Source organism: Enterobacter sp. AG326, assembly GCF_004362415.1.
In the GTDB taxonomy this organism is placed as follows: Bacteria; Pseudomonadota; Gammaproteobacteria; order Enterobacterales; family Enterobacteriaceae; genus Enterobacter; species Enterobacter asburiae.
The window spans coordinates 1,119,542-1,142,976 of sequence record NZ_SNXG01000001.1 but is presented as its reverse complement, the minus strand read 5'-3'; the positions used below and the strand labels follow the sequence as shown (position 1 = coordinate 1,142,976).

Here is a 23,435-nt window from a genome sequence, read left to right as displayed (position 1 = left end):
TTCAGCTGAACGAAGAAGAAATGTGCTGTATCTCTAAATTCTGATATCAGAAATACGAGTTTACTTGCAAGACATTGCAGAAAGCGCAAGACTTTTTGAAACGTTTCAGCGCTATCTTGTTTTAACAAACGGAGCAGGCTAGCGCATTTTTTCTCATTAAAGCTGAAACGATTCAAGTTCAGCAGGAGTGGAGAACCATGTTCCAGTTATCTGTTCAGGATATCCACCCGGGCGCTCAGGCCGGGGATAAAGAAGAGGCTATTCGCCAGGTTGCCGCTGCGCTTGTGCAGGCGGGTAACGTCGCGGACGGCTATGTCAACGGCATGCTGGCCCGCGAGCAGCAGACCTCAACCTTCCTCGGCAATGGCATTGCCATTCCGCACGGCACAACCGACACCCGCGATCAGGTGTTGAAAACCGGCGTTCAGGTTTATCAGTTCCCGCAGGGCGTGCTCTGGGGCGACGGTCAGGTGGCCTACGTGGCTATAGGTATCGCGGCCAGCAGCGATGAACACTTAGGCCTGCTGCGTCAGCTGACGCATGTCCTGAGCGATGACGACGTGGCTGAACAGCTTAAGTCCGCCACCACAGCTGAAGAGCTGCGCGCCTTGCTGATGGGCGAAAAACAGAGCGAAGCGCTGAAGCTGGATAATGAAACGCTGACGCTGGACGTGGTTGCCTCCGATCTGGTGACGTTGCAGGCGCTGAACGCGGGTCGTCTGAAAGAAGCCGGCGCGGCGGATGCCACGTTTGTGACGCGCGTGATTAACGATAAGCCGTTGAATCTGGGTCAGGGTATCTGGCTGAACGACAGTGCTGAAGGCAACCTGCGCAGCGCTATCGCCGTGAGCCGCGCGGCCAATCCGTTTGACGTAGAAGGCGAGCTCGCGGCCATGCTGGTGACCGTGGCGATGAACGACGATCAGCCGGTTTCCGTGCTGAAGCGTCTGGGCGATCTGCTGCTGAACAACAAAGCTGAAAAACTGCTGAACGCTGATGCCTCCACCGTGCTGGCACTGCTGACCAGTGATGATGCGCCGACTGAAGACGTGCAGACCGCTGAGTTCGTGGTACGTAACGAGCACGGCCTGCATGCCCGTCCGGGCACCATGCTGGTGAATACCATTAAACAATTCGAGAGTGAGATCACCGTGGCGAATCTTGATGGCACGGGCAAACCGGCCAACGGCCGTAGTCTGATGAAAGTTGTCGCGCTGGGCGTGAAGAAAGGCCACCGTCTGCGTTTCACCGCGCAGGGTGCCGATGCTGAACAGGCGCTGAAAGCGATTGGCGATGCCATCGCGGCGGGTCTGGGGGAGGGCGCATAATGAGCAGACGTGTTGCGACTATTACGCTGAACCCGGCTTATGACCTGGTAGGATTTTGCCCGGAAATTGAGCGCGGCGAAGTCAACCTCGTGCGTACCACTGGCCTGCATGCTGCGGGTAAAGGAATTAACGTCGCGAAAGTGCTCAAGGATCTCGGTATCGACGTCACCGTGGGTGGATTCCTCGGTAAAGATAACCAGGATGGTTTCCAGCAGCTGTTCAGCGAGCTGGGCATTGCCAACCGTTTTCAGGTTGTCCAGGGCCGTACCCGCATCAACGTTAAGCTGACGGAGAAAGACGGTGAAGTGACCGATCTGAACTTCTCTGGCTTCGAAGTGACGCCGTCAGACTGGGAGCGTTTTGTTAACGACTCTCTGACCTGGCTTGGTCAGTTTGACATGGTCTGCGTCAGCGGCAGCCTGCCGTCCGGCGTCAGCCCGGAAGCGTTTACCGACTGGATGACGCGTCTGCGCAGCCAGTGCCCGTGCATCATTTTTGACAGCAGCCGCGACGCGCTGGTTGCCGGTCTGAAAGCCTCGCCGTGGCTGGTGAAGCCGAATCGCCGCGAGCTGGAGATCTGGGCGGGTCGTAAGCTGCCAGAATTAAAAGATGTGATTGACGCTGCCCATGCGCTGCGCGAGCAGGGTATCGCTCACGTGGTGATCTCTCTTGGTGCAGAAGGCGCGCTGTGGGTTAACGCGTCTGGCGAATGGATCGCCAAACCGCCGTCAATGGAAGTTGTCAGCACCGTTGGCGCAGGGGATTCCATGGTTGGCGGCCTGATTTATGGTCTGCTGATGCGTGAATCCAGTGAACATACTTTACGTCTTGCCACCGCCGTTGCTGCCCTGGCCGTAAGCCAGAGCAATGTCGGCATTACCGATCGTACCCAGTTAGCCGCGATGATGGCGCGCGTTGACTTAAAACCTTTTAACTAACAGCAGGAGAGGAATAATGAAAACGCTGCTGATCATTGACTCCGGTCTCGGACAGGCCCGCGCCTATATGGCGAAGACCTTGCTGGGCGCGGCGGCACAAAAAGCACATCTGGACATTATCGATAATCCAGGCGATGCAGAACTGGCCATTGTACTGGGCGACAAAATCCCGGCTGACAGTGCGCTGAACGGCAAAAAAGTGTGGCTGGGCGATATTAATCGCGCGGTTGCACATCCGGAATTGTTCCTGAGCGAAGCGAAAGGTCACGCGTCTGTCTATAGCGCGCCTGTCGCGACGGCACCGGCTGCGGCTGCAGGTCCGAAACGCATTGTTGCGGTGACGGCCTGCCCGACGGGCGTGGCTCACACATTTATGGCAGCTGAAGCCATTGAAACCGAAGCGAAAAAACGCGGCTGGTGGGTAAAAGTTGAAACGCGCGGCTCCGTCGGTGCCGGCAACGCTATCACCCCTGAAGAAGTGGCTGAGGCCGATCTGGTGATCGTGGCGGCGGATATCGAAGTGGACCTGGCAAAATTTGCCGGTAAGCCCATGTACCGTACGTCTACCGGCCTGGCGCTGAAAAAGACCGCGCAGGAGTTTGATAAGGCGCTGGTGGAAGCGAAGCCGTATCAGGCAACCGGCGCGCGTCAAACCGCGACGGAAGGTAAGAAAGCGTCTGCGGGCGCCTATCGCCATCTGTTGACCGGTGTGTCTTACATGCTGCCGATGGTGGTTGCGGGCGGTCTGTGTATTGCTCTCTCGTTCGCATTTGGTATTACCGCGTTTAAAGAGCAAGGCACGCTGGCCGCTGCGTTAATGCAGATTGGCGGCGGATCCGCGTTCGCACTGATGGTCCCCGTTCTGGCAGGCTTTATTGCCTTCTCCATCGCTGACCGTCCTGGCCTGACGCCGGGCCTTATCGGCGGTATGCTGGCCGTGAGTACCGGTTCTGGCTTTATCGGCGGTATTATCGCGGGCTTCCTGGCCGGTTACGTCGCGAAGCTCATCAGCTCGAAGCTCAAGCTGCCTCAGAGTATGGAAGCGCTGAAACCGATTCTGATCATCCCGCTGATTTCCAGCCTGGTGGTCGGTCTGGCGATGATTTACCTGATTGGTAAGCCGGTTGCGGGCATTCTGGCGGGTCTGACCCACTGGCTGCAAACCATGGGTACCGCGAACGCGGTTCTGCTGGGCGCAATCCTCGGCGGCATGATGTGTACCGACATGGGTGGTCCGGTAAACAAAGCGGCGTACGCCTTTGGTGTTGGCCTGCTGAGTACCCAGACCTACGCACCAATGGCAGCCATCATGGCGGCAGGTATGGTGCCTCCTCTGGCGCTCGGCCTGGCGACGATTATTGCCCGTCGTAAGTTCGATAAAGCACAGCAGGAAGGCGGCAAAGCGGCGCTGGTTCTGGGCTTGTGCTTCATTACCGAAGGCGCGATTCCGTTCGCGGCTCGTGACCCAATGCGTGTACTGCCGTGCTGTATCGCGGGGGGGGCAGTGACGGGTGCGATCTCCATGGCGATTGGCGCGAAGCTGATGGCACCTCACGGCGGTCTGTTTGTGCTGCTGATCCCTGGCGCCATCACCCCGGTCCTGGGCTACCTGCTGGCCATCGTTGCCGGTACACTGGTGGCGGGTCTGTCATACGCAGTGCTGAAACGTCCGGAAGCGGAAATTGTGGCGAAAGCAGCGTAAGCGATAAACAACAAAAAAGCCGGGTTGCATTATGCACCCGGCTTTTTTTATGCCGCCTGTTCAGCGGTTTGCTGTGCCTTCAGCCAGGCAATCTCTTCTGCCCAGATGTCCGGATTAATGGTTTCCAGCACCATCGGAATACCGTCGAAGCGGGCATCCTGCATAATGAAGCGGAACGCATCGTGGCCGATGTTGCCTTCGCCCAGGCTGTGGTGGCGGTCAACGCGGCTGCCGAACGCACTTTTCGCATCGTTCAGGTGCATGCCGCGCAGGTACTTAAAGCCCACAATGCGCTCGAACTCATCGAACGTGTTTTTCGTTGCCTCGGTGGTGCGCAAGTCATAGCCGGCGGCAAACGCGTGGCAGGTATCAATGCATACGCCAACGCGGGATTTATCCTCCACGCCGTCGATGATCGCCGCCAGATGTTCGAACCTAAAGCCGAGGTTGCTGCCCTGACCGGCGGTATTTTCAATTACCGCGGTGACGCCTTTGGTCTTGTCCAGCGTGATGTTGATGGACTCGGCAATGCGCGCCAGGCAGGCATCTTCATCGATTTGCATCAGATGGCTACCCGGATGGAAGTTCAGCAGCGTCAGCCCCAGCTGTTCGCAGCGCTGTACTTCATCAAGAAACGCCTCGCGGGATTTTTCCAGCGCCTCTTCAACCGGGTGACCGAGGTTGATCAGGTAGCTGTCGTGGGGGAGGATCTGGCCTGGCCCGTAGTGATACTTCTCACAGGCGGCCTTGAAATCATCAATCACCTCAGCGGTGAGCGCTGCGGCGCGCCACTGGCGCTGGTTTTTGGTGAACAGGGCGAAAGCGGTCGCCTCGATTTCGGCGGCGCGAATGGCGGCATTCGCAAGGCCACCTGCAGCGCTGACGTGCGCTCCAACATATTTCATAAAAAAACTCCTGCTAACCCGAAACGCTTATGATAGCGGGTTAGCAGGAGAAGGACGAGATGGTTTATGCCATCAGGCTGTGCACCGCCAGGTTAATCGCTCCGCCGCCGACAATCAGCCAGATGAAGAGCACCAGCGCCATCAGCAGCGGTTTGGCACCGGCTTTTTTCAGCGCGCTGACGTGTGTAGTGACCCCCAGCGCCGCCATGGCCATCGCCAGCAGCACGGTATCCAGCGTCACCAGCATATCGACAACGGCTTTCGGCAGCAGGTGGAAGGAGTTAAAGATAGCAACCACGATGAACAGGATCGCAAACCACGGAATGGTGATTTTGCTTTTCTCGCTGCCGCCTGCCGGTGCCAGCTGCTTAACCCGCGCCGCGAGGAAAATCAGGAACGGTGCCAGCATCATTACGCGCAGCATTTTGGCAATCACCGCCGCGTTTTCAGCTTCCGGGTTAATGGCATGTCCTGCCGCCACCACCTGGGCCACTTCGTGCATGGTCGAACCGATATAGATGCCGTAGGTTTCCGGGCTAAACCAGTGCGCCACCAGCGGATACATAGCCGGGTAGAGGAAGATCGCCAGCGTACCGAAGATCACCACCGTCGCTACCGCCACGGTCACCTTGCTGGCTTCGGCTTTAACGACTGGCTCTGTTGCCAGCACCGCCGCGGCCCCACAGATACTGCTCCCGGCACCGATTAGCCAGCTGGTTTGCTTATCCAGGCCAAAGACTTTCTGGCCGATAAAGCAGGCCAGCAAAAAGGTGCTGGTCAGGGTCAGGACGTCGATGGCAATTCCGCTCACGCCCACGTCCGCAATCTGCGAAAAAGTGAGACGGAAGCCGTAAAGGATGATCCCGAGACGCAGCAGGTGCTGTTTGGCAAAGATCACGCCGCCGTCGCAGGATTTCCAGATATGTGGGTAAACGGTATTTCCCACGACCATGCCCAGCAAAATGGCCAGCGTCAACGCGCTAAAACCCGCGCCTGCGATAGCCGGGATGCTGCCGCCCCATAATGCTACGGCGGTCACTGCTGCGCTAAGCGCAAGGCCCGGCACGAAGTGCCGCACTGTACGATGATGTTGTAGGGTGATTTCTGACATAACCTTCTCCTTTGTCTGGCTAAAGGTTACGGCGCTCTGGCTTAAAAATAAAATTGATTATATACTTATAATCAATCTATATAAGTGGTAAGCAACCATGCACATTACATTGCGTCAGCTGGAAGTGTTTGCCGAGGTGCTGAAAAGCGGCTCGACAACCCAGGCGTCACAAATGCTGGCGCTCTCGCAGTCTGCGGTCAGCGCGGCGTTGACCGATCTTGAAGGACAGCTGGGCGTGCAGCTTTTCGACAGGGTAGGGAAGCGTCTGGTGGTCAACGAGCACGGTCGTCTTCTTTATCCACGCGCGCTGGCGCTGCTGGAGCAGGCTATCGAAATCGAACAGCTGTTCCGCGAAGACAACGGCGCGATCCGCGTCTATGCCAGCAGCACCATTGGGAACTACATTCTGCCGGAAGTGATTGCCCGCTACCGCCGGGATTTTCCCACCCTGCCGCTGGAGATGAGCGTGGGCAATAGCCAGGACGTTATCAACGCGGTGATCGATTTCCGCGTGGATATCGGCCTCATCGAAGGACCTTGTCATAACGTCGATATCATTGCCGAGCCCTGGCTGGAAGATGAGTTGGTGGTGTTTGCGTCCCCGGCCTCGTCGTTATTGCAGGGCGAGGTGACGCTGGAGCGCCTGGCGCAGGCGCAGTGGATCCTGCGCGAGCAGGGCTCCGGCACGCGTGAAATTGTCGATTATTTGCTGCTTTCCCATCTGCCGCATTTCCAGTTAGGGATGGAGCTGGGGAACTCAGAGGCGATTAAGCACGCGGTGCGTCATGGCCTGGGGATCAGCTGTCTTTCCCGGCGCGTCATTGCCGAACAGCTTGAGACGGGGTCGCTGGTTGAAATCCCGGTTCCATTGCCGAAGCTGGTGCGCACGCTATGGTGCATCCATCACCGTCAGAAACACCTTTCCAGCTCTCTGCAGCGTTTTCTGCGCTACTGCGCCATTTAACCTTCCCCGGTGGCGCTTCGCTTACCGGGGCTACGCGCGCCTGTCACCCCACATTTTTATGCTTTACTTATAATCCTGGCCGAGTCATGAAGCTCTCTTATAACTGAGTATTTCTGCCGGAAGGAACGCGGATCGTCTGCTACAATCGCGCCTCATTTATTAAATGGACAGCATTTTCATATGGTTTCAGAAATTAAAACCACAGAAGCGCCCACGCTACGTCGTGAACTCAAGGCGCGTCACCTGACGATGATCGCCATTGGCGGCTCAATCGGTACAGGTCTTTTCGTTGCCTCTGGCGCAACGATTTCGGCAGCAGGCCCGGGTGGGGCACTCTTCTCTTATATCCTGATTGGCCTGATGGTGTACTTCCTGATGACCAGTCTCGGCGAACTGGCCGCGTATATGCCGGTATCCGGTTCGTTCTCAACCTACGGTCAAAAATACGTTGAAGAAGGCTTCGGCTTCGCGCTGGGCTGGAACTACTGGTACAACTGGGCGGTCACTATCGCCGTTGACCTTGTCGCCGCACAGCTGGTGATGAACTGGTGGTTCCCGGATACGCCGGGCTGGATCTGGAGCGCCCTGTTCCTGGCCGTCATCTTCCTGCTGAACTACATCTCCGTACGCGGTTTCGGCGAAGCGGAATACTGGTTCTCTTTGATTAAAGTGGCAACCGTCATCATCTTTATCGTCGTCGGTGTGGCGATGATCGTTGGTATTTTCAAAGGCGCTGAACCTGTTGGCTGGAGTAACTGGACGATAGGCGATGCGCCGTTTGCCGGTGGACTGTCGGCGATGATTGGCGTGGCGATGATTGTCGGCTTCTCCTTCCAGGGGACCGAGCTGATTGGTATCGCCGCCGGTGAGTCAGAGAACCCGGAGAAAAATATTCCGCGCGCGGTCCGTCAGGTATTCTGGCGTATCCTGCTGTTCTATGTGTTCGCGATCCTGATTATCAGCCTGATTATCCCGTACACCGATCCAAGCCTGCTGCGTAATGACGTAAAAGACATTAGCGTCAGCCCGTTCACGCTGGTCTTCCAGCACGCCGGTCTGCTTTCAGCCGCGGCGGTGATGAACGCCGTTATCCTGACCGCTGTGCTTTCAGCCGGTAACTCCGGGATGTACGCCTCTACCCGTATGCTCTACACGCTGGCATGCGACGGTAAAGCCCCGCGTATCTTCGCGAAGCTGTCCCGTGGCGGCGTGCCGCGTAACGCACTGTACGCTACGACGGTGATTGCCGGTCTGTGCTTCCTGACCTCCATGTTTGGCAACCAGACGGTGTACCTGTGGCTGCTTAACACGTCCGGGATGACGGGCTTTATTGCCTGGCTGGGGATTGCCATTAGCCACTACCGTTTCCGCCGCGGTTTCGTTAAGCAGGGTCACGATATTAACTCGCTGCCGTATCGCTCCGGCTTCTTCCCGCTGGGTCCTATTTTCGCCTTCATTCTGTGCCTGATCATTACGCTTGGACAGAACTATGAAGCGTTCCTGGCGGACACCATTGACTGGGGCGCCGTGACGGCGACCTACATTGGTATTCCGCTGTTCCTCGTCATCTGGTTTGGCTACAAGCTGACGAAAGGAACAAAATTCGTTCGCTACAGTGAAATGGAATTCCCGGAACGATTTAAACAATAACCGCACTTCCTCTCTTTTAACCCGCTCATTCGAGCGGGTTTTTTTATGCCCGCATCCTGAAATAAAGATATATTTTTTAACAATTTAATTGATAATAATTATCGTTTGCTTTATCGTTATCAAAAATAAGCGTATCACCGACCCACCGCAGATGTGGGCGGCAAGGAAGACGCTGTGAGCAATGATGATTTGATTTAGTTGTATTTACCTCATGGAGATATGGAATGTTTAGGTTGAATCCCTTCGTCAGGGGAGGACTTTGTGCGTCCGCAATGTCCCTGGCCCTGCCTGTTATCGCAGCGGAATCCGGCGACACAATGGTTGTAACGGCCTCCGCGACCGAGCAAAACCTGAAAGACGCACCGGCAAGCATCAGCGTGATTACCCAGGAAGATTTGCAGCGCAAACCCGTTCAGAATCTGAAAGATGTGTTACGGGAGGTGCCGGGCGTTCAGCTCACGAGCGAAGGGGACAACCGTAAAGGGGTAAGTATTCGTGGACTGGACAGCAGCTATACGCTGATCCTGATCGACGGCAAGCGCGTCAACTCGCGTAACGCGGTGTTCCGCCATAATGATTTCGACCTCAACTGGGTGCCGGTTGACGCCATCGAACGCATCGAAGTGGTGCGCGGACCGATGTCTTCTCTGTACGGTTCCGATGCGCTGGGCGGCGTGGTGAACATTATCACCAAAAAAATCGGCCAGAAATGGACGGGCACCCTGAGCGCTGATTCCACGATTCAGGAGCACCGCGACCGTGGAGACACGTACAACGGCCAGTTCTATACCAGCGGTCCGCTGGTGGACGGCCTGCTGGGGCTGAAAGGCTACGGTAGCCTCGCGAAGCGTGAGAAAGACGGTCAGCAGAAGTCCTCCACCACGGCGAGCGGTGAAACGCCGCGCATTGAAGGCTTCACCAGCCGCGATGCGAATGTGGAATTCGCCTGGACACCGTCTGAAAATCACGACTTTACGGCGGGCTACGGCTTCGACCGTCAGGATCGCGACTCGGATTCCCTCGACAAAAACCGCCTTGAACGTCAGAACTACTCACTCAGCCACAACGGCCGTTGGGGCGTCGGCAACAGCGAGCTGAAGGTTTACGGCGAAAAGGTGGATAACAAAAATCCGGGCAACAGCAATCCTATCACCTCCGAGAGCAACGCGGTGGACGGAAAATACGTGCTGCCGCTGGGCGAAATCAACCAGCTGCTGACCTTCGGCGGCGAATGGCGTCACGATAAGCTGAAAGATCCGGTCAACCTGACGGGCGGTTCCAGCAGCAGTACGTCGACAAGCCAGTATGCCCTGTTTCTGGAAGACGAGTGGCGTCTCTTTGAACCTCTGGCGCTGACCACCGGCATCCGTATGGACGACCATGATACCTACGGCGATCACTGGAGCCCGCGAGCCTATCTGGTTTACAACGCGACCGATACCGTAACGGTGAAAGGGGGCTGGGCCACCGCGTTTAAAGCGCCGTCGCTGCTGCAGCTTAGCCCGGACTGGGTTACCGGCTCGTGTCGCGGTGCCTGTGAGATTGTCGGTAACCCGGATCTGAAACCGGAAACCAGCGAGAGCTTTGAATTTGGTCTGTACTACAGCGGGGAAGAGGGCTGGTTAGAGGGCGTGCAGGCCAGCGTCACCACCTTCCAGAATAACGTGGATGACCGCATCAGCATCAGCCGTACGGCCAATGCAAAACAGGCGCAGGGTTACCCTAACTACGTTGGCCTGAATGCGGACGGTGAACCGATTTTCCGCTACTACAACGTTAACAAGGCGCGCATCCGCGGTGTGGAAACCGAGGTTAAGTTCCCGGTTGCCGAAGACTGGAAGGTGACGCTGAACTACACCTACAACGACGGTCGCGATATCAGCAACGGCGGCAACAAGCCGCTGTCCGATCTGCCGTTCCATACCGCCAACGGTACCGTTGACTGGAAGGCAACGCAGGACTGGTCGTTCTACGTTCAGGGCAACTACACCGGTGAGAAACGCGCGCTGACCAGCAGTGCAGCAACGCCGGGTGGCTATGTCATCTGGAATACCGGCGCCGCGTGGCAGGTAACGAAAGCCGTTAAGCTGCGCGCGGGCGTGCAGAACCTGCTGGATAAAGATCTGAGCCGCGACGATTACAGCTATACGGAAGATGGCCGTCGCTACTTTGTCGGTGTGGATTACAAGTTCTGATGAGGCCAGGGTAAAAGCAAAACGGCAACGTAAGTTGCCGTTTTTAGTATTTGTTCCCTCTCCCTGTGGGAGAGGGCCAGGGTGAGGGCATCAGAGCGCACACACTCGCACTTACCCAAACAAATGCTCCGCGTGGAAGCGGAGATGATCCTCAATAAAGGACGCGATGAAGTAATAGCTGTGGTCATACCCCGGCTGAATGCGCAGCGTCAGCGGCCAGTCCTTCTGGCGTGCCGCTTCTGCGAGCACCGCAGGCTGTAGCTGCCCGGCGAGGAACTGATCCGCATCGCCCTGATCGATAAGCATCGGGATCGCATTTGCCGAGCTGCTGGCCAGCATCAGCGCAAAGCTGTCCCATTCCTGCCATTTTGCTTCATCTTCACCCAGATAGTTCGTGAAGGCTTTCTGCCCCCACGGCACCTGCGTTGGGTTCACAATTGGCGCAAATGCCGACACGCTGACGTATTTTCCCGGATTTTTTAGCGCCATGATTAGCGCCCCGTGTCCGCCCATGGAGTGTCCGCTGATGGCGCAGCGGTCGCTTACCGCAAACCCGGACTGAATCAGCGCGGGCAGCTCGTCGCGAATGTAGTCATACATGCGGTAGTGGCGCGCCCAGGGCTGCTCGGTCGCATTGAGATAAAACCCGGCGCCTTTGCCCAGGTCGTATCCTGCATCGTCGGCCACATCATCGCCACGCGGGCTGGTATCAGGCATCACCAGCGCAATACCCAGCTCGGCGGCAACACGCTGCGCGCCCGCTTTGGTGGTGAAGTTTTCGTCGTTGCAGGTCAGGCCTGAAAGCCAGAACAGAACCGGCGGATTTTCCGTCGGCGGCAGGAAAATGCTGAACGTCATCGCACAGTTCAGGACGGTGGAGTCATGCCGCCAGCGCTGCTGTCGACCTTCAAAACAACGGTGCTCTTCGAGCAGTTCCATGCAGGGCTCCTTAATGAGAATGCGTATTCATAAAAACCATAATACAGCCTTTTCATTGACCTGTGAGTAACTTTCACTTTCGCCAGACGGCGAGATGCTGCATCATAAATTTACTTTTTTTTAACAATTGGGGCGGTCATGGCGCTGCGTATTGCGCTCAGTGGGTTTGTCGTTCTGGTGGTGGCAATGGGGATAGGGCGCTTTGCCTTTACGCCTCAGGTGCCGCTCATGATTGCTGCCGGGCAGCTTACGCTGACCAGCGCGGGTCTGGTCGCGGCGATGAATTATCTGGGCTATCTGGTGGGCGCATGGGATGCCATGCGCGCGCACCGCTTTGTGGAAACGCGCCTCTGGCTTGGCATTACCGGCGCGGTTGCGCTGACGCTGCTCTCCGCGGCGGCGGATAACGCCGTCGTGCACGGCCTGCTGCGCTTCGTGATTGGCTGCATGAGCGGCTGGTCGATGGTACTCATTGCCGCCTGGACCAACGAACGGCTGGGGCAGTTGGGTAAACCGGGCCTGAGCGCCGCCGTGTTTGCCGGGCCGGGGGCGGGCATTGCCCTGAGCGGGCTGCTCGCCGTTTATATTCAGGCGAAATCTCTTTCGGCCGGTGCGGCATGGCAAATCTACGGCGTGCTGGCGCTGGTGCTGATTGCGCTGGTGGCGCGCTACCTTCCGCGATCCGGCCAGCTCCATCGCCCAGGCACCGCGCCGGAGCCGCTGGTGCTGACGGCGGATTTAAAGCGCCTGGTCTGGAGCTACAGCCTGGCCGGGTTTGGCTATATCCTCCCGGCGACATTCCTGTCGCAAATGGCGGCGGTGCGTTTTCCCGGCAGCCTGTTTGCCCAGTTTGTCTGGCCGATTTTTGGCATCGCCGCCGTGGTGGGCATTGCACTCAGTATTCTTTTACGCCACACCTCAACGGCTAACCGCAGGCTGGCTATCGTGCTCTGGTTACAGGGAGCTGGCGTGCTGGCGGCCTGGCTGCTGCCGGGGATTGGCGGTTTGCTGACGGGCGGGCTGCTGGTGGGGGGCGGTTTCCTGTGTGCCGTGCAGCTCTCTCTTTTATACGGTCGCGAGCTGGCGCCAAACCACACGCGCTATATGGCCGGCCTGCTCACCACCGGGTATGCGATTGGTCAGTTGATTGGCCCGATGACCTCGGCGTTATCAACCTGGCTTACCCACCGGCTGGAGCCAGCGCTGGGGCTGGCGGGCGTTGCGCTGTTCGTCGGGGGAGTCCTGGTCTGGAATCGTCACGCTGAAAGGCAACAGCAATTGCAATAATTATCGTCGTGAATACTGGATTATGTGCGCCGCCTCACGCACAATGAGCGCATACTTTTGCCACAACGAGGGCAAAAGACGCCACACCTGCAGGAGAACAAAATGTCATCACTCAGTAAAGAAGCTGCCCTGGTCCACGAAGCCCTGGTTGCGCGCGGTCTTGAAACGCCACTGCGTCCGCCCGTACAGGATTTGGACAATGAAACCCGCAAGCGTCTGATTGCCGGTCATATGACCGATATCATGGAGCTGCTGAATCTCGATCTGAGTGACGACAGTCTGATGGAGACGCCGCACCGCATCGCGAAAATGTACGTCGACGAAATTTTCTCCGGGCTGGATTACGCCAATTTCCCGAAAATCACCGTCATTGAAAACAAGATGAAAGTGGATGAGATGGTGACGGTACGCGATATCACGCTGACCAGCACCTGCGAACACCATTTTGTGACCATCGACGGTAAAGCGACCGTGGCGTATATCCCAAAAGATACGGTGATTGGCCTGTCGAAGATCAACCGCATCGTGCAGTTCTTTGCTCAGCGTCCGCAGGTGCAGGAGCGTCTGACGCAGCAGATCCTGACCGCGCTGCAAACGCTGCTGGGCACCAATAACGTGGCCGTCTCTATCGACGCGGTTCATTACTGCGTGAAGGCGCGCGGCGTGCGTGATGCGACCAGTGCAACGACCACCACGTCGCTGGGCGGCCTGTTCAAATCGAGCCAGAATACCCGCCAGGAGTTCCTGCGCGCCGTGCGTCACCACAACTAAGTCTTACAGGGCAGGAACCATGGAGCGAAACGTCACGCTCGATTTTGTTCGCGGCGTCGCCATTCTCGGTATCCTGCTGCTTAATATCAGCGCCTTCGGCCTGCCGAAGGCGGCTTATCTCAATCCCGCCTGGTATGGCGACATCACGCGCAGTGATGCCTGGACCTGGGCTGTCCTCGATCTCTTCGCGCAGGTTAAATTCCTCACGCTGTTTGCCCTGCTGTTTGGTGCAGGTCTGCAACTGCTCCTCAAACGTGGTACGCGCTGGATCCAGTCGCGCCTGACGCTGCTGGTTCTCCTCGGCTTTATCCACGGCCTGTTCTTTTGGGACGGCGATATTCTTCTCGCGTATGGGTTAGTCGGGCTCATCTGCTGGCGTCTGATTCGCGATGCGCACAGCGTAAAAAGCCTGTTTAACACCGGCGTGATGCTCTATGTCATGGGGCTTGGGGTCCTGCTGCTGCTGGGGATGATCTCCGGCGAGGCGACGAACCGTTCCTGGATCCCGGATGCCGCTAACCTGCAGTACGAACAGTACTGGAAGCTGAAGGGCGGTACGGAAGCGATAAGCAACCGCGCGGATATGCTGGGAGATAACCTCCTTGCGCTGGGCGCGCAATACGGCTGGCAGCTGGCGGGCATGATGCTGATGGGCGCGTCACTGATGCGCACCGGCTGGCTGAAAGGGGAGTTCAGCCTGCGTCACTATCGGCGAACGGGTGTCGGGCTGGTGCTGATCGGCTTGCTGATTAACCTCCCGGCGATAATCACGCAGTGGCACATCCACTGGGATTACCGCTGGTGCGCGTTCCTGCTCCAGGTGCCGCGCGAACTGAGCGCGCCGTTCCAGACCATCGGCTATGCGGCATTGATCTATGGCTTCTGGCCAACGCTTTCCCGCCTGTGGATCGTCAGCGCTATCGCCTGCGTAGGCCGCATGGCGTTGAGCAATTACCTCCTGCAAACGCTTATCTGCACCACGCTTTTCTATCATCTTGGCCTGTTTATGAAATTCGACCGCCTCACGCTGCTGGCGTTTGTTATTCCGGTCTGGGGAATTAACCTGGCGTTTTCTGTTCTCTGGCTACGTTATTTCCGCCAGGGACCGCTGGAGTGGGTGTGGCGTCAGTTAACCGCACATGCTTCAGGGGTATCATTGAGGAACACATCCAGATAACGATCTGGATCACAATCATTAACAAAACGGATGTAAGCGTTTTCATGAGTGTGAGCTTCTTCACGTAGTCCCCTTTCTCTCGCTGCCAAAATAGCCACCTTGCTAAACACAGGGGGTGTCTGTGAGTTGCTGCAATCCTTTGAAGGATGGTGAATATGATCACCATTCGTGACGTCGCCCGTCAGGCGGGCGTTTCTGTGGCTACCGTCTCACGCGTGCTGAACAATAGCGCGCTGGTCAGCCCTGAAACCCGTGAAACCGTAATGAAAGCCGTGACCCAGCTCGGGTACCGGCCAAATGCCAATGCCCAGGCGCTTGCGACGCAGGTCAGCGACACCATTGGCGTGGTGGTGATGGATGTATCGGATGCCTTTTTCGGCGCGCTGGTCAAAGCGGTCGACGTGGTCGCCCAGCAGCATCAGAAATATGTCCTGATCGGCAATAGCTATCATGAGGCGGAAAAGGAGCGCCATGCCATCGAAGTGCTGATCCGCCAGCGCTGTAACGCCTTGATTGTCCACTCAAAAGCCTTGAGCGATGAAGAGCTAACCGGCTTTATGGATCAGATCCCGGGCATGGTGCTGATCAACCGCATCGTCCCCGGCTATGCCCACCGCTGCGTCGGGCTGGATAACGTCAGCGGCGCCATGATGGCGACGAAAATGCTCATAAACAACGGGCATCAGCGGATCGGCTATCTGGCTTCCAGTCATCATATTGAAGATGACGACCTGCGGCGCGAGGGGTGGCAAAACGCCCTGAAAGAGCACGGCATTACGCCGTCAGAAAGCTGGACGGGCACCGGTACGCCGGACATGCAGGGCGGCGAGGCGGCAATGGTGGAGCTGCTGGGCCGCAACCTGCAGCTTACTGCGGTGTTTGCCTATAACGACAGCATGGCGGCAGGAGCTCTGACGGCGCTGAAAGATAACGGCATTGCGGTGCCACAGCATTTATCACTCATTGGTTTTGATGATATTCCGATTGCCCGTTACACCGACCCGCAGCTGACAACGGTGCGTTACCCCATTGCTTCTATGGCGAAACTGGCGACTGAGCTGGCGTTACAGGGGGCGGCAGGGCTGCTGGATCCGGGCGCAACACACTGTTTCATGCCAACTTTAGTGCGTCGGCACTCCGTCGCGGCCCGGCAAATTGTGGTTCCGATCACTAACTGATTACATCAGGTGATGTAACCGTTTTCAATCTGTGAGTAAATTCACAGTATCTTAACAAGGCGCTGACTATGATGTCAGCGTTTTAGGGGCTGAAACGCTATGTAACGGTGATTATTCACTTTCACTATAGCCAATGTGCCGCAAACAACGAATAAAACGCATTTCTGGAGCGTTACCGAACACGGAAGATAGAAATTTTATAAGTGAACTTCGGCTGTCAGTAACGTTTTATTAACACCTGCCCGCCGATCGTTATTCACAAGAACTACCCTGCATAAAAAAAACCGGAGATACCATGAATAAGAAGGTGTTGACCCTGTCTGCCGTAATGGCAAGCATGCTTTTTGGTGCAGCAGCGCACGCTGCGGATACCCGTATTGGTGTGACCATCTATAAATACGACGACAACTTCATGTCTGTTGTGCGTAAAGCGATTGAGAAAGATGCGAAAGCAGCGCCAGACGTTCAGCTGCTGATGAACGACTCCCAGAACGACCAGTCCAAACAGAACGACCAGATTGACGTTCTGCTGGCGAAAGGCGTGAAAGCCCTGGCCATCAACCTGGTTGACCCGGCTGCAGCAGGCACAGTTATTGAAAAAGCGCGCGGCCAGAACGTGCCAATCGTCTTCTTCAACAAAGAACCTTCCCGTAAAGCGCTAGATAGCTACGACAAAGCGTATTACGTCGGTACCGACTCCAAAGAGTCCGGTATTATTCAGGGCGATCTGATCGCAAAACACTGGGCGGCGAACCCGAACTGGGACCTGAACAAAGACGGTCAGATTCAGTTCGTGCTGCTGAAAGGCGAACCCGGCCACCCGGATGCTGAAGCCCGTACCACTTACGTTATCAAAGAGCTGAACGACAAGGGTCTGAAAACCCAGCAGCTGGCGTTAGATACCGCGATGTGGGATACCGCTCAGGCGAAAGATAAAATGGACGCGTGGCTGTCCGGCCCTAATGCGAACAAAATCGAAGTGGTTATCGCGAACAACGATGCGATGGCAATGGGTGCGGTAGAAGCGCTGAAAGCACACAACAAATCCTCCATTCCTGTGTTCGGCGTAGATGCACTGCCTGAAGCGCTGGCGCTGGTTAAATCCGGTGCGATGGCCGGTACCGTTCTGAACGATGCCAACAACCAGGCGAAAGCGACCTTCGATCTGGCGAAAAACCTGGCCGATGGTAAAGGCGCGGCTGATGGCACCAGCTGGAAAATTGAAAACAAAATCGTTCGCGTACCTTACGTGGGCGTAGACCAGTCCAACCTGGCTGAGTTTATCGGTAAATAAGTTAGCGGTACTGTCTCCACTGGGCGCAATTCGTTGCGCCCTTTTATAACGCGATATGCGAGGCCAACAAGGTATAATTATGGTCAGCACAAATACTCAGTCATCCGGTGAATACCTGTTGGAAATGAGCGGTATCAACAAGTCATTTCCCGGCGTTAAGGCACTCGATAATGTTAATTTAAAAGTTCGTCCTCACTCTATTCATGCCCTGATGGGGGAGAACGGTGCGGGTAAATCAACATTATTAAAATGTCTTTTTGGGATCTATCAAAAAGATTCTGGCAGCATTCTTTTTCAGGGGAAAGAGATCGATTTCCATTCAGCGAAAGAAGCACTGGAAAACGGTATCTCGATGGTTCACCAGGAATTAAACCTGGTGCTGCAGCGTTCAGTCATGGATAACATGTGGTTGGGGCGTTATCCAACCAAGGGTGTCTTTGTCGATCAGGAAAAAATGTATCGCGACACCAAAGCGATTTTCGATGAGCTGGATATTGATATCGATCCGCGCGCCCGCGTGGGAACATTATCCGTCTCCCAGATGCAGATGATCGAAATCGCCAAAGCGTTCTCCTATGATGCGAAAATCGTCATCATGGACGAACCGACATCGTCATTAACGGAAAAAGAGGTTAATCACCTTTTTACCATTATTCGTAAGCTAAAAGATCGCGGCTGCGGCATTGTGTATATCTCCCACAAAATGGAAGAGATCTTCCAGCTGTGCGATGAGATTACCATCCTGCGCGACGGTCAGTGGATTGCCACGCAGCCGCTGGAAGGGCTGGACATGGACAAGATCATCGCCATGATGGTCGGCCGTTCCCTTAACCAGCGCTTCCCGGACAAAGAAAACAAGCCGGGCGAAGTGATCCTGGAAGTGCGCAATCTGACCTCGTTACGTCAGCCGTCTATTCGCGATGTCTCCTTCGACCTGCACAAGGGCGAAATCCTGGGGATTGCCGGTCTGGTCGGGGCAAAACGTACCGATATCGTGGAAACCCTGTTTGGCATCCGTGAGAAAGCTCAGGGCACCATTACGCTGCACGGAAAGAAAATTAACAACCACAACGCCAACGAAGCCATTAATAATGGTTTTGCGCTGGTGACGGAAGAGCGTCGTTCGACCGGTATTTATGCCTATCTGGATATTAACTTTAACTCGTTAATTTCTAACATTCGCAATTACAAAAACAAAGTCGGACTGCTGGATAACTCCCGCATGAAGAGCGATACCCAATGGGTTATTGACTCCATGCGCGTGAAAACGCCAGGACACCGCACCCAAATTGGTTCGCTGTCAGGCGGTAACCAGCAGAAAGTCATTATCGGACGTTGGTTATTAACCCAGCCAGAAATTCTGATGCTGGATGAACCGACCCGCGGTATTGACGTCGGCGCGAAGTTTGAAATTTATCAGCTGATTGCCGAGCTGGCGAAAAAGAATAAAGGGATCATTATTATTTCTTCCGAAATGCCGGAATTGTTAGGGATCACGGATCGTATTCTGGTTATGAGCAATGGTCTCGTTGCCGGTATTGTTGACACCAAAACGACAACGCAAAACGAAATTTTGCGTCTTGCGTCTTTGCACCTTTAAGATCAGGGGCTCCTCATGAGTGCGTTAAATAAAAAAAGTTTTCTCACTTACCTGAAAGAAGGCGGTATTTACGTTGTTCTTTTAGTACTGCTGGCTATCATCATTTTCCAGGACCCTACGTTCTTAAGCCTGCTGAACCTGAGTAACATTCTGACCCAGTCCTCCGTGCGTATTATCATTGCGCTGGGCGTGGCGGGCCTGATCGTGACCCAGGGGACGGACCTTTCTGCCGGTCGCCAGGTGGGTCTGGCGGCAGTTATCGCGGCAACCCTGCTGCAGTCGATGGAAAACGCCAACAAGGTCTTCCCGGAAATGGCCACCATGCCGATTTTCGTGGTGATCCTGATTGTCTGCGCCATCGGTGCGGTGATTGGTCTGATCAACGGTATTATCATCGCCTATCTGAACGTGACGCCATTTATCACCACGCTGGGTACGATGATCATCGTTTACGGTATTAACTCCCTGTACTACGACTTTGTCGGTGCTTCCCCAATCTCGGGTTTTGACAGCGGCTTCTCGACCTTTACGCAAGGGTTCATCGCGCTGGGCAGCTTCCGCCTGTCGTATATCACCTTCTATGCGCTGATTGCGGTGGCCTTCGTCTGGATCCTGTGGAACAAAACGCGCTTTGGTAAAAACATCTTCGCAATCGGCGGTAACCCGGAAGCGGCGAAAGTCTCCGGCGTAAACGTTGCCCTGAACCTGCTCTTCATCTATGCGCTGTCCGGCGTGTTCTACGCCTTCGGCGGGATGCTGGAAGCGGGCCGTATCGGCTCTGCAACCAACAACCTTGGCTTTATGTACGAGCTGGATGCAATCGCAGCCTGCGTGGTGGGCGGCGTCTCCTTCAGCGGCGGCGTCGGTACCGTACTGGGCGTGGTGACCGGTGTGATCATCTTCACCGTCATCAACTACGGCTTGACCTATATCGGCGTGAACCCGTACTGGCAGTACATTATCAAAGGCGCCATCATTATCTTCGCGGTTGCGCTGGATTCACTGAAGTACGCGCGTAAGAAGTAATTGCTCCTCGCGTTATCCGGCCCGCTCATCGAGCGGGCTTTTTTATGCCTTATGCCAGCTGTGACTCCTCTCGGGTCACAATGCGCTCAAACCAGTCGAGTTCAGAGAGCTTGCAGGCGACCCACTGTTCGGAAAAAGCGTCGCCCAGGCTGTCGGTGAGGTACTGACAGCGGGCAAAGGTCTCAATCGCCTCCTGCTGAAACAGCGGCAGCTCGGGACGATCGTGCTGCGGTTCGGGCAAATCCTCGTCGTCGGTGTTTTCCAGCCCGTACAGCATACCGGTCAGGATAGTGGCTGCCACCAGATACGGATTGGCATCGGCCCCGGCCAGCCGGTACTCGATACGGCGGTTGTGGTCATCCGAGCAGGGAATACGCAGGGCGGCGGAGCGGGTGTTATAGCCCCAGGAGTTAAATACGGGCTCCGTCAGGTTTTTACGCAGGCGACGAAACGCGTTAACGCCCGGCGCAAGAATGGCGACAGAGGCGGGCATCAGCGCCAGCTGGCCCGCGATGCACAAACGCATCATGCTGTTAAGCGCATTCACCGGGGAAGCAAAGACGTTTTCGCCGTGACGATTGTTCAGGCTGAAATGGAAGTGCAGGCCGCTGCCGGAAAGCTGGCTGAAAGGCTTAGCCATAAAGTTGGCCTGCAGGCCGTGCTTTTCGGCAACGTATCGGGTCAGGCGACGAAGCGCCAGCACGTTATCGCAGACCTCAACGACGCGATGGCTGTGCTTCAGGTTTAATTCGTACTGACCGGACTCGGCTTCCGCCACGATCCCGCACATCGGGATGCGCTGCAGGTGCGCCAGCTGTTCCAGCTCGTCAAACAGCGCCGCGTGGGCTGTCGTAGTATCCATGTGAAAACAGCCCTGATTTTTCGGATCCCGATCGTCATGCCCCGTCAGATAGAACTCGATTTCCGGTGCAATCACCGGGAAGAGGCCGTGCTGATGGAAGCGGGCCAGCACGTTCTGCAGTATCACGCGCGGCTCAAGCGGGCAGGGGGTATCGTCGCTGTCTTTCATCGTCAGCAGGATCTGCGCGTTATGCTGCGGATCCTGCGGACAGGGGCGCAGGGAGCCGGCGACCGGAACGCAGAGTCGGTCCGGCTCATCATGAAGCGGGGCGGCGATTTTTCCTTTCTGATCCATCGAGTAGACCGAAAGGGGAAAATAACAGCCTTTTTCCAGGCTCAGCATGCTCTCCACCGACAGACGCTTGCCGCGCATCGTGCCGTTGATATCGTTCAGGTAAACGTCTACATGTTTCGTCTGCGGGTAACGTTCCAGATAATCTGCCACTTCCACTGAAATGTTGTGCTGCAGGGCGTCAATTTTTTCATCAAGCCAGAGACCGGAATTGAGTGCGCCAGGAAGTGATAAACCGGGAAAGTTAAAATACGGACGGAGACTTTTGAGGAAAAACGCATTCATTATTGAGTTCATAGTCATTCTTCAATGAAGCCGTAGCGGCAGTGAACTCAGCTTAAAAGAGCCGACGTAAAGGGGGGATAAAAAGCGTCAGGCCCGGCGTAAAGAAAGTATAAAGGCGGCCCTGCTATTTCTCTTTTTTCTGCATATCCAGCAGCTGTTCGGGCGTGACGGCCGGGTAACCCTGCGCGTCTTCCGGCACTTCGTGCATCGCCGGAATCGGCACCAGCGGGCCTAAAAAGCGCGGTTCGCGTTTGAAGATATACAGATCGGCCAGGGCGCCAAAACGCGCGCCGAACTCGCGGACGCGCACGCTCAGCATATCTTTTGGCGACGGCACCGCGTAACACTGCGCCTGAATGCCCATATGCAGCGCGATAAACAGCGCGCGCTCGCAGTGGAAGCGCTGGGTGATGATGATGAAGTCGTTGGTGTCGAAGACTTTACGCGTGCGCACGATGGAGTCCAGGGTGCGGAATCCGGCGTAGTCGAGCACGATATCGGCAGGATCCACGCCCGCGGCAATCAGGTCCTTCCGCATCGTCACCGGTTCATTGTAGCTTTGCAGGGCGTTATCGCCGCTCAGCAGAAGGTAGTTCACCTTGCCGCTGTTGTAGGCGTTCAGCGCGCCCTGAATGCGGTAACGGTAATACTGATTAATCACGCCGGTGCGGTAATACTTGGCGGTGCCGAGAACCACGCCAACCTGACGATAGGGCAGGTCCTGCAGGTCATCAAAGATGTAGGGGGCGGTTTTCCAGCTCATCCAGCGGTCGAGACCCAGCACGATCAACAGCAGTATGCCGACCAGGACAGACAGGCTGTAAAAAACGCGCTTTAACATGGAGATGGCTCGTTCGTGGATGAAATTTAACTCAGGCTACTTTACCCGCCTGGTTAGCGCAAGAAACAGCGACTCAACTGAGGGGTTTTTCAGCAAACTGGCGGGCATTTCTGCCCGCCGGAAGGATTACGCAAGCAGTACGCGGTCAATCGTCGTGCAGCCCAGCGCTTTAAGCGTCGCGGCGGTCGCATCCCACTGAATCAGCGGCGCATCGGCAATTTCTGCCAGAATAGCGCGCTGAATGTCCGGATAGTCATAGCCGTTCAGGCTCAGCAGGTTAAGCGCGCCCTGCAGCGGAGGCAGGGTTGGGTTAAACGCGGCGTTTTCCGCGTAGCTGCCGCTAAAGATCCGGCCATCGCGGCACTGCAGCGCCACGCCGCTCGGGGACTTGCTGTACGGAGTGTGGCTTTTGTTGGCCGCGCGAATGGCCGCCTGGTTCAGGTCATCGCCGGACAGGGCGTAACCGTGGTCCTGCTCGTCCATCAGCAGCGTTTTGATCTCCAGATCTTTCGGGCCAAACGCGTCAGGCAGATAATCCCCCAGCGTGTGCGGCGCGCGGCCTGGCAGGTTGATGCGCAGCTGCAGCCCGCTGTTCAACTCGTTCATAAACTGACGGCAGTGACCGCAGGGGGTGTAGTTAACGGTAATGGCGCTCAGGGCTTTTTCACCGCGCAGCCAGGCGTGGCTGATGGCGCTCTGCTCGGCGTGAACGGTCTGCTGCATGGTCGCGCCCAGGAACTCCATATTGCCGCCGAAGTACCAGGTTCCGCTGACGCCGCGCGCAATGGCCCCGACGTTAAAGTGGGAGAGATCGGCCCGCGCGCAGGCGGCAGCCAAAGGAAGCAGTGCGAAAGCCAGCGCGTCTTCGTCCAGTCCCGTTGCCTGTTTCAGCATCGTGACCTGCTCCGCGGTCAGCAGGGCGGGGAAGTGTGCATCTGCCAGAACGGGAGCCAGGGCTGACTGCAAATTCTCTGCAAGCTGGGCGAAAGCAGCTTGAAAACGTGGGTGCATGGCGTTTGCCTCATAAAGGTTAATGGATCGGTAGTTTACGGAGCCGTCAGGGCTTTATATGTGATCCACTTCTCATTGTG

Annotated in this window: 19 protein-coding genes; 13 read left to right on the top strand and 6 right to left on the bottom strand. The window is 56.2% G+C overall.

The annotated features are described in order from the left end of the window. Positions 1 to 197 precede the first annotated feature (197 nt). The 3 genes from fruB to fruA are packed head-to-tail and all read left to right on the top strand — an operon-like array spanning position 198 to position 3,968. Entirely contained in the window at positions 198 to 1,328 is a 1,131-nt protein-coding gene (gene fruB, locus DFO52_RS05380; RefSeq protein WP_029740969.1) for a fused PTS fructose transporter subunit IIA/HPr protein, read from the top strand. Beyond that, positions 1,328 to 2,266, top strand: a complete 939-nt coding sequence (gene fruK, locus DFO52_RS05375; protein WP_008500936.1) for a 1-phosphofructokinase — start codon at positions 1,328 to 1,330, stop codon at positions 2,264 to 2,266. Before fruB ends, fruK begins: the two co-directional genes overlap by 1 nt. A gap of 16 nt (positions 2,267 to 2,282) precedes the next feature. Further along, complete coding sequence (gene fruA / locus DFO52_RS05370; RefSeq protein ID WP_133549630.1) at positions 2,283 to 3,968, top strand: PTS fructose transporter subunit IIBC; 1,686 nt, start codon at positions 2,283 to 2,285, stop codon at positions 3,966 to 3,968. A gap of 47 nt (positions 3,969 to 4,015) precedes the next feature. Here the strand turns inward: fruA and nfo are convergent, their stop codons facing one another. Together nfo and DFO52_RS05360 are read right to left on the bottom strand one after the other, a co-directional pair. Then, on the bottom strand, positions 4,016 to 4,873 hold the full coding sequence (gene nfo / locus DFO52_RS05365) for a deoxyribonuclease IV (RefSeq protein WP_024908173.1): 858 nt from the start codon (positions 4,871 to 4,873) through the stop codon (positions 4,016 to 4,018). Between the two features lie 64 nt (positions 4,874 to 4,937). Further along, complete coding sequence (locus tag DFO52_RS05360) at positions 4,938 to 5,984, bottom strand: YeiH family protein (protein WP_121931934.1); 1,047 nt, start codon at positions 5,982 to 5,984, stop codon at positions 4,938 to 4,940. 97 nt (positions 5,985 to 6,081) lie between these two features. On the opposite strand from DFO52_RS05360, the gene yieE reads away from it, so the two are divergent. The 3 genes from yieE to cirA all read left to right on the top strand — a co-directional run bounded on the left by yieE (position 6,082) and on the right by cirA (position 10,793). Further along, the gene (gene yieE, locus DFO52_RS05355; protein WP_023312476.1) at positions 6,082 to 6,948 is read left to right on the top strand and encodes a DNA-binding transcriptional regulator YeiE; all 867 of its coding nucleotides are present in this window, start codon (positions 6,082 to 6,084) and stop codon (positions 6,946 to 6,948) included. A gap of 180 nt (positions 6,949 to 7,128) precedes the next feature. Further along, positions 7,129 to 8,598 carry an amino acid permease gene (locus DFO52_RS05350; protein WP_029740408.1) on the top strand — a complete coding sequence of 490 codons (1,470 nt, stop codon included), beginning with the start codon at positions 7,129 to 7,131 and terminating at the stop codon, positions 8,596 to 8,598. Positions 8,599 to 8,822: 224 nt separating this feature from the next. Next, positions 8,823 to 10,793, top strand: a complete 1,971-nt coding sequence (gene cirA, locus DFO52_RS05345) for a catecholate siderophore receptor CirA (RefSeq protein ID WP_133549628.1) — start codon at positions 8,823 to 8,825, stop codon at positions 10,791 to 10,793. A 111-nt stretch (positions 10,794 to 10,904) separates the two neighbouring features. Here cirA and fghA read toward each other — a convergent pair whose 3' ends face one another. Continuing rightward, entirely contained in the window at positions 10,905 to 11,732 is an 828-nt protein-coding gene (fghA, locus tag DFO52_RS05340) for an S-formylglutathione hydrolase (RefSeq protein WP_133549626.1), read from the bottom strand. Between the two features lie 138 nt (positions 11,733 to 11,870). Between fghA and DFO52_RS05335 the strand changes: the two genes are divergently transcribed. The 7 genes from DFO52_RS05335 to mglC all read left to right on the top strand — a co-directional run bounded on the left by DFO52_RS05335 (position 11,871) and on the right by mglC (position 20,065). Continuing rightward, the gene (locus DFO52_RS05335; RefSeq protein ID WP_133549624.1) at positions 11,871 to 13,019 is read left to right on the top strand and encodes a YbfB/YjiJ family MFS transporter; all 1,149 of its coding nucleotides are present in this window, start codon (positions 11,871 to 11,873) and stop codon (positions 13,017 to 13,019) included. A 102-nt stretch (positions 13,020 to 13,121) separates the two neighbouring features. Next, positions 13,122 to 13,790, top strand: a complete 669-nt coding sequence (gene folE, locus DFO52_RS05330; RefSeq protein ID WP_008500927.1) for a GTP cyclohydrolase I FolE — start codon at positions 13,122 to 13,124, stop codon at positions 13,788 to 13,790. Between the two features lie 19 nt (positions 13,791 to 13,809). Continuing rightward, positions 13,810 to 14,967, top strand: coding sequence for a DUF418 domain-containing protein YeiB (yeiB, locus tag DFO52_RS05325; protein ID WP_133549622.1), 1,158 nt, complete (start codon positions 13,810 to 13,812; stop codon positions 14,965 to 14,967). A gap of 155 nt (positions 14,968 to 15,122) precedes the next feature. Beyond that, a complete protein-coding gene (gene galS / locus DFO52_RS05320) occupies positions 15,123 to 16,145 on the top strand; it encodes an HTH-type transcriptional regulator GalS (RefSeq protein ID WP_029740403.1) in 1,023 nt (340 codons plus the stop codon). Between the two features lie 295 nt (positions 16,146 to 16,440). Then, positions 16,441 to 17,439, top strand: coding sequence for a galactose/glucose ABC transporter substrate-binding protein MglB (mglB, locus tag DFO52_RS05315; protein WP_023312468.1), 999 nt, complete (start codon positions 16,441 to 16,443; stop codon positions 17,437 to 17,439). A 79-nt stretch (positions 17,440 to 17,518) separates the two neighbouring features. Further along, on the top strand, positions 17,519 to 19,039 hold the full coding sequence (gene mglA, locus DFO52_RS05310; protein WP_032658961.1) for a galactose/methyl galactoside ABC transporter ATP-binding protein MglA: 1,521 nt from the start codon (positions 17,519 to 17,521) through the stop codon (positions 19,037 to 19,039). A gap of 15 nt (positions 19,040 to 19,054) precedes the next feature. After that, positions 19,055 to 20,065, top strand: coding sequence for a galactose/methyl galactoside ABC transporter permease MglC (gene mglC / locus DFO52_RS05305; protein ID WP_029740401.1), 1,011 nt, complete (start codon positions 19,055 to 19,057; stop codon positions 20,063 to 20,065). Positions 20,066 to 20,114: 49 nt separating this feature from the next. On the opposite strand, the gene DFO52_RS05300 is transcribed toward mglC, so the two are convergent. The 3 genes from DFO52_RS05300 to cdd form a co-directional block, all read right to left on the bottom strand. Then, positions 20,115 to 21,503, bottom strand: coding sequence for a glutamine synthetase family protein (locus tag DFO52_RS05300; RefSeq protein ID WP_133549859.1), 1,389 nt, complete (start codon positions 21,501 to 21,503; stop codon positions 20,115 to 20,117). A 124-nt stretch (positions 21,504 to 21,627) separates the two neighbouring features. After that, positions 21,628 to 22,344 carry an outer membrane permeability protein SanA gene (gene sanA / locus DFO52_RS05295; protein ID WP_008500918.1) on the bottom strand — a complete coding sequence of 239 codons (717 nt, stop codon included), beginning with the start codon at positions 22,342 to 22,344 and terminating at the stop codon, positions 21,628 to 21,630. 126 nt (positions 22,345 to 22,470) lie between these two features. Further along, positions 22,471 to 23,355, bottom strand: a complete 885-nt coding sequence (gene cdd, locus DFO52_RS05290; protein ID WP_059347044.1) for a cytidine deaminase — start codon at positions 23,353 to 23,355, stop codon at positions 22,471 to 22,473. Positions 23,356 to 23,435: the final 80 nt, after the last annotated feature.

What these genes read in the sequence shown, in the direction of transcription:
- fruB (WP_029740969.1), top strand. Translation starts at nt 198, where the DNA reads ATGTTCCAGTTATCTGTTCAGGATATCCACCCGGGCGCTCAGGCCGGG.
- fruK (WP_008500936.1), top strand. Translation starts at nt 1,328, where the DNA reads ATGAGCAGACGTGTTGCGACTATTACGCTGAACCCGGCTTATGACCTG.
- fruA (WP_133549630.1), top strand. Translation starts at nt 2,283, where the DNA reads ATGAAAACGCTGCTGATCATTGACTCCGGTCTCGGACAGGCCCGCGCC.
- nfo (WP_024908173.1), bottom strand. Translation starts at nt 4,873, where the DNA reads ATGAAATATGTTGGAGCGCACGTCAGCGCTGCAGGTGGCCTTGCGAAT.
- DFO52_RS05360 (WP_121931934.1), bottom strand. Translation starts at nt 5,984, where the DNA reads ATGTCAGAAATCACCCTACAACATCATCGTACAGTGCGGCACTTCGTG.
- yieE (WP_023312476.1), top strand. Translation starts at nt 6,082, where the DNA reads ATGCACATTACATTGCGTCAGCTGGAAGTGTTTGCCGAGGTGCTGAAA.
- DFO52_RS05350 (WP_029740408.1), top strand. Translation starts at nt 7,129, where the DNA reads ATGGTTTCAGAAATTAAAACCACAGAAGCGCCCACGCTACGTCGTGAA.
- cirA (WP_133549628.1), top strand. Translation starts at nt 8,823, where the DNA reads ATGTTTAGGTTGAATCCCTTCGTCAGGGGAGGACTTTGTGCGTCCGCA.
- fghA (WP_133549626.1), bottom strand. Translation starts at nt 11,732, where the DNA reads ATGGAACTGCTCGAAGAGCACCGTTGTTTTGAAGGTCGACAGCAGCGC.
- DFO52_RS05335 (WP_133549624.1), top strand. Translation starts at nt 11,871, where the DNA reads ATGGCGCTGCGTATTGCGCTCAGTGGGTTTGTCGTTCTGGTGGTGGCA.
- folE (WP_008500927.1), top strand. Translation starts at nt 13,122, where the DNA reads ATGTCATCACTCAGTAAAGAAGCTGCCCTGGTCCACGAAGCCCTGGTT.
- yeiB (WP_133549622.1), top strand. Translation starts at nt 13,810, where the DNA reads ATGGAGCGAAACGTCACGCTCGATTTTGTTCGCGGCGTCGCCATTCTC.
- galS (WP_029740403.1), top strand. Translation starts at nt 15,123, where the DNA reads ATGATCACCATTCGTGACGTCGCCCGTCAGGCGGGCGTTTCTGTGGCT.
- mglB (WP_023312468.1), top strand. Translation starts at nt 16,441, where the DNA reads ATGAATAAGAAGGTGTTGACCCTGTCTGCCGTAATGGCAAGCATGCTT.
- mglA (WP_032658961.1), top strand. Translation starts at nt 17,519, where the DNA reads ATGGTCAGCACAAATACTCAGTCATCCGGTGAATACCTGTTGGAAATG.
- mglC (WP_029740401.1), top strand. Translation starts at nt 19,055, where the DNA reads ATGAGTGCGTTAAATAAAAAAAGTTTTCTCACTTACCTGAAAGAAGGC.
- DFO52_RS05300 (WP_133549859.1), bottom strand. Translation starts at nt 21,503, where the DNA reads ATGAATGCGTTTTTCCTCAAAAGTCTCCGTCCGTATTTTAACTTTCCC.
- sanA (WP_008500918.1), bottom strand. Translation starts at nt 22,344, where the DNA reads ATGTTAAAGCGCGTTTTTTACAGCCTGTCTGTCCTGGTCGGCATACTG.
- cdd (WP_059347044.1), bottom strand. Translation starts at nt 23,355, where the DNA reads ATGCACCCACGTTTTCAAGCTGCTTTCGCCCAGCTTGCAGAGAATTTG.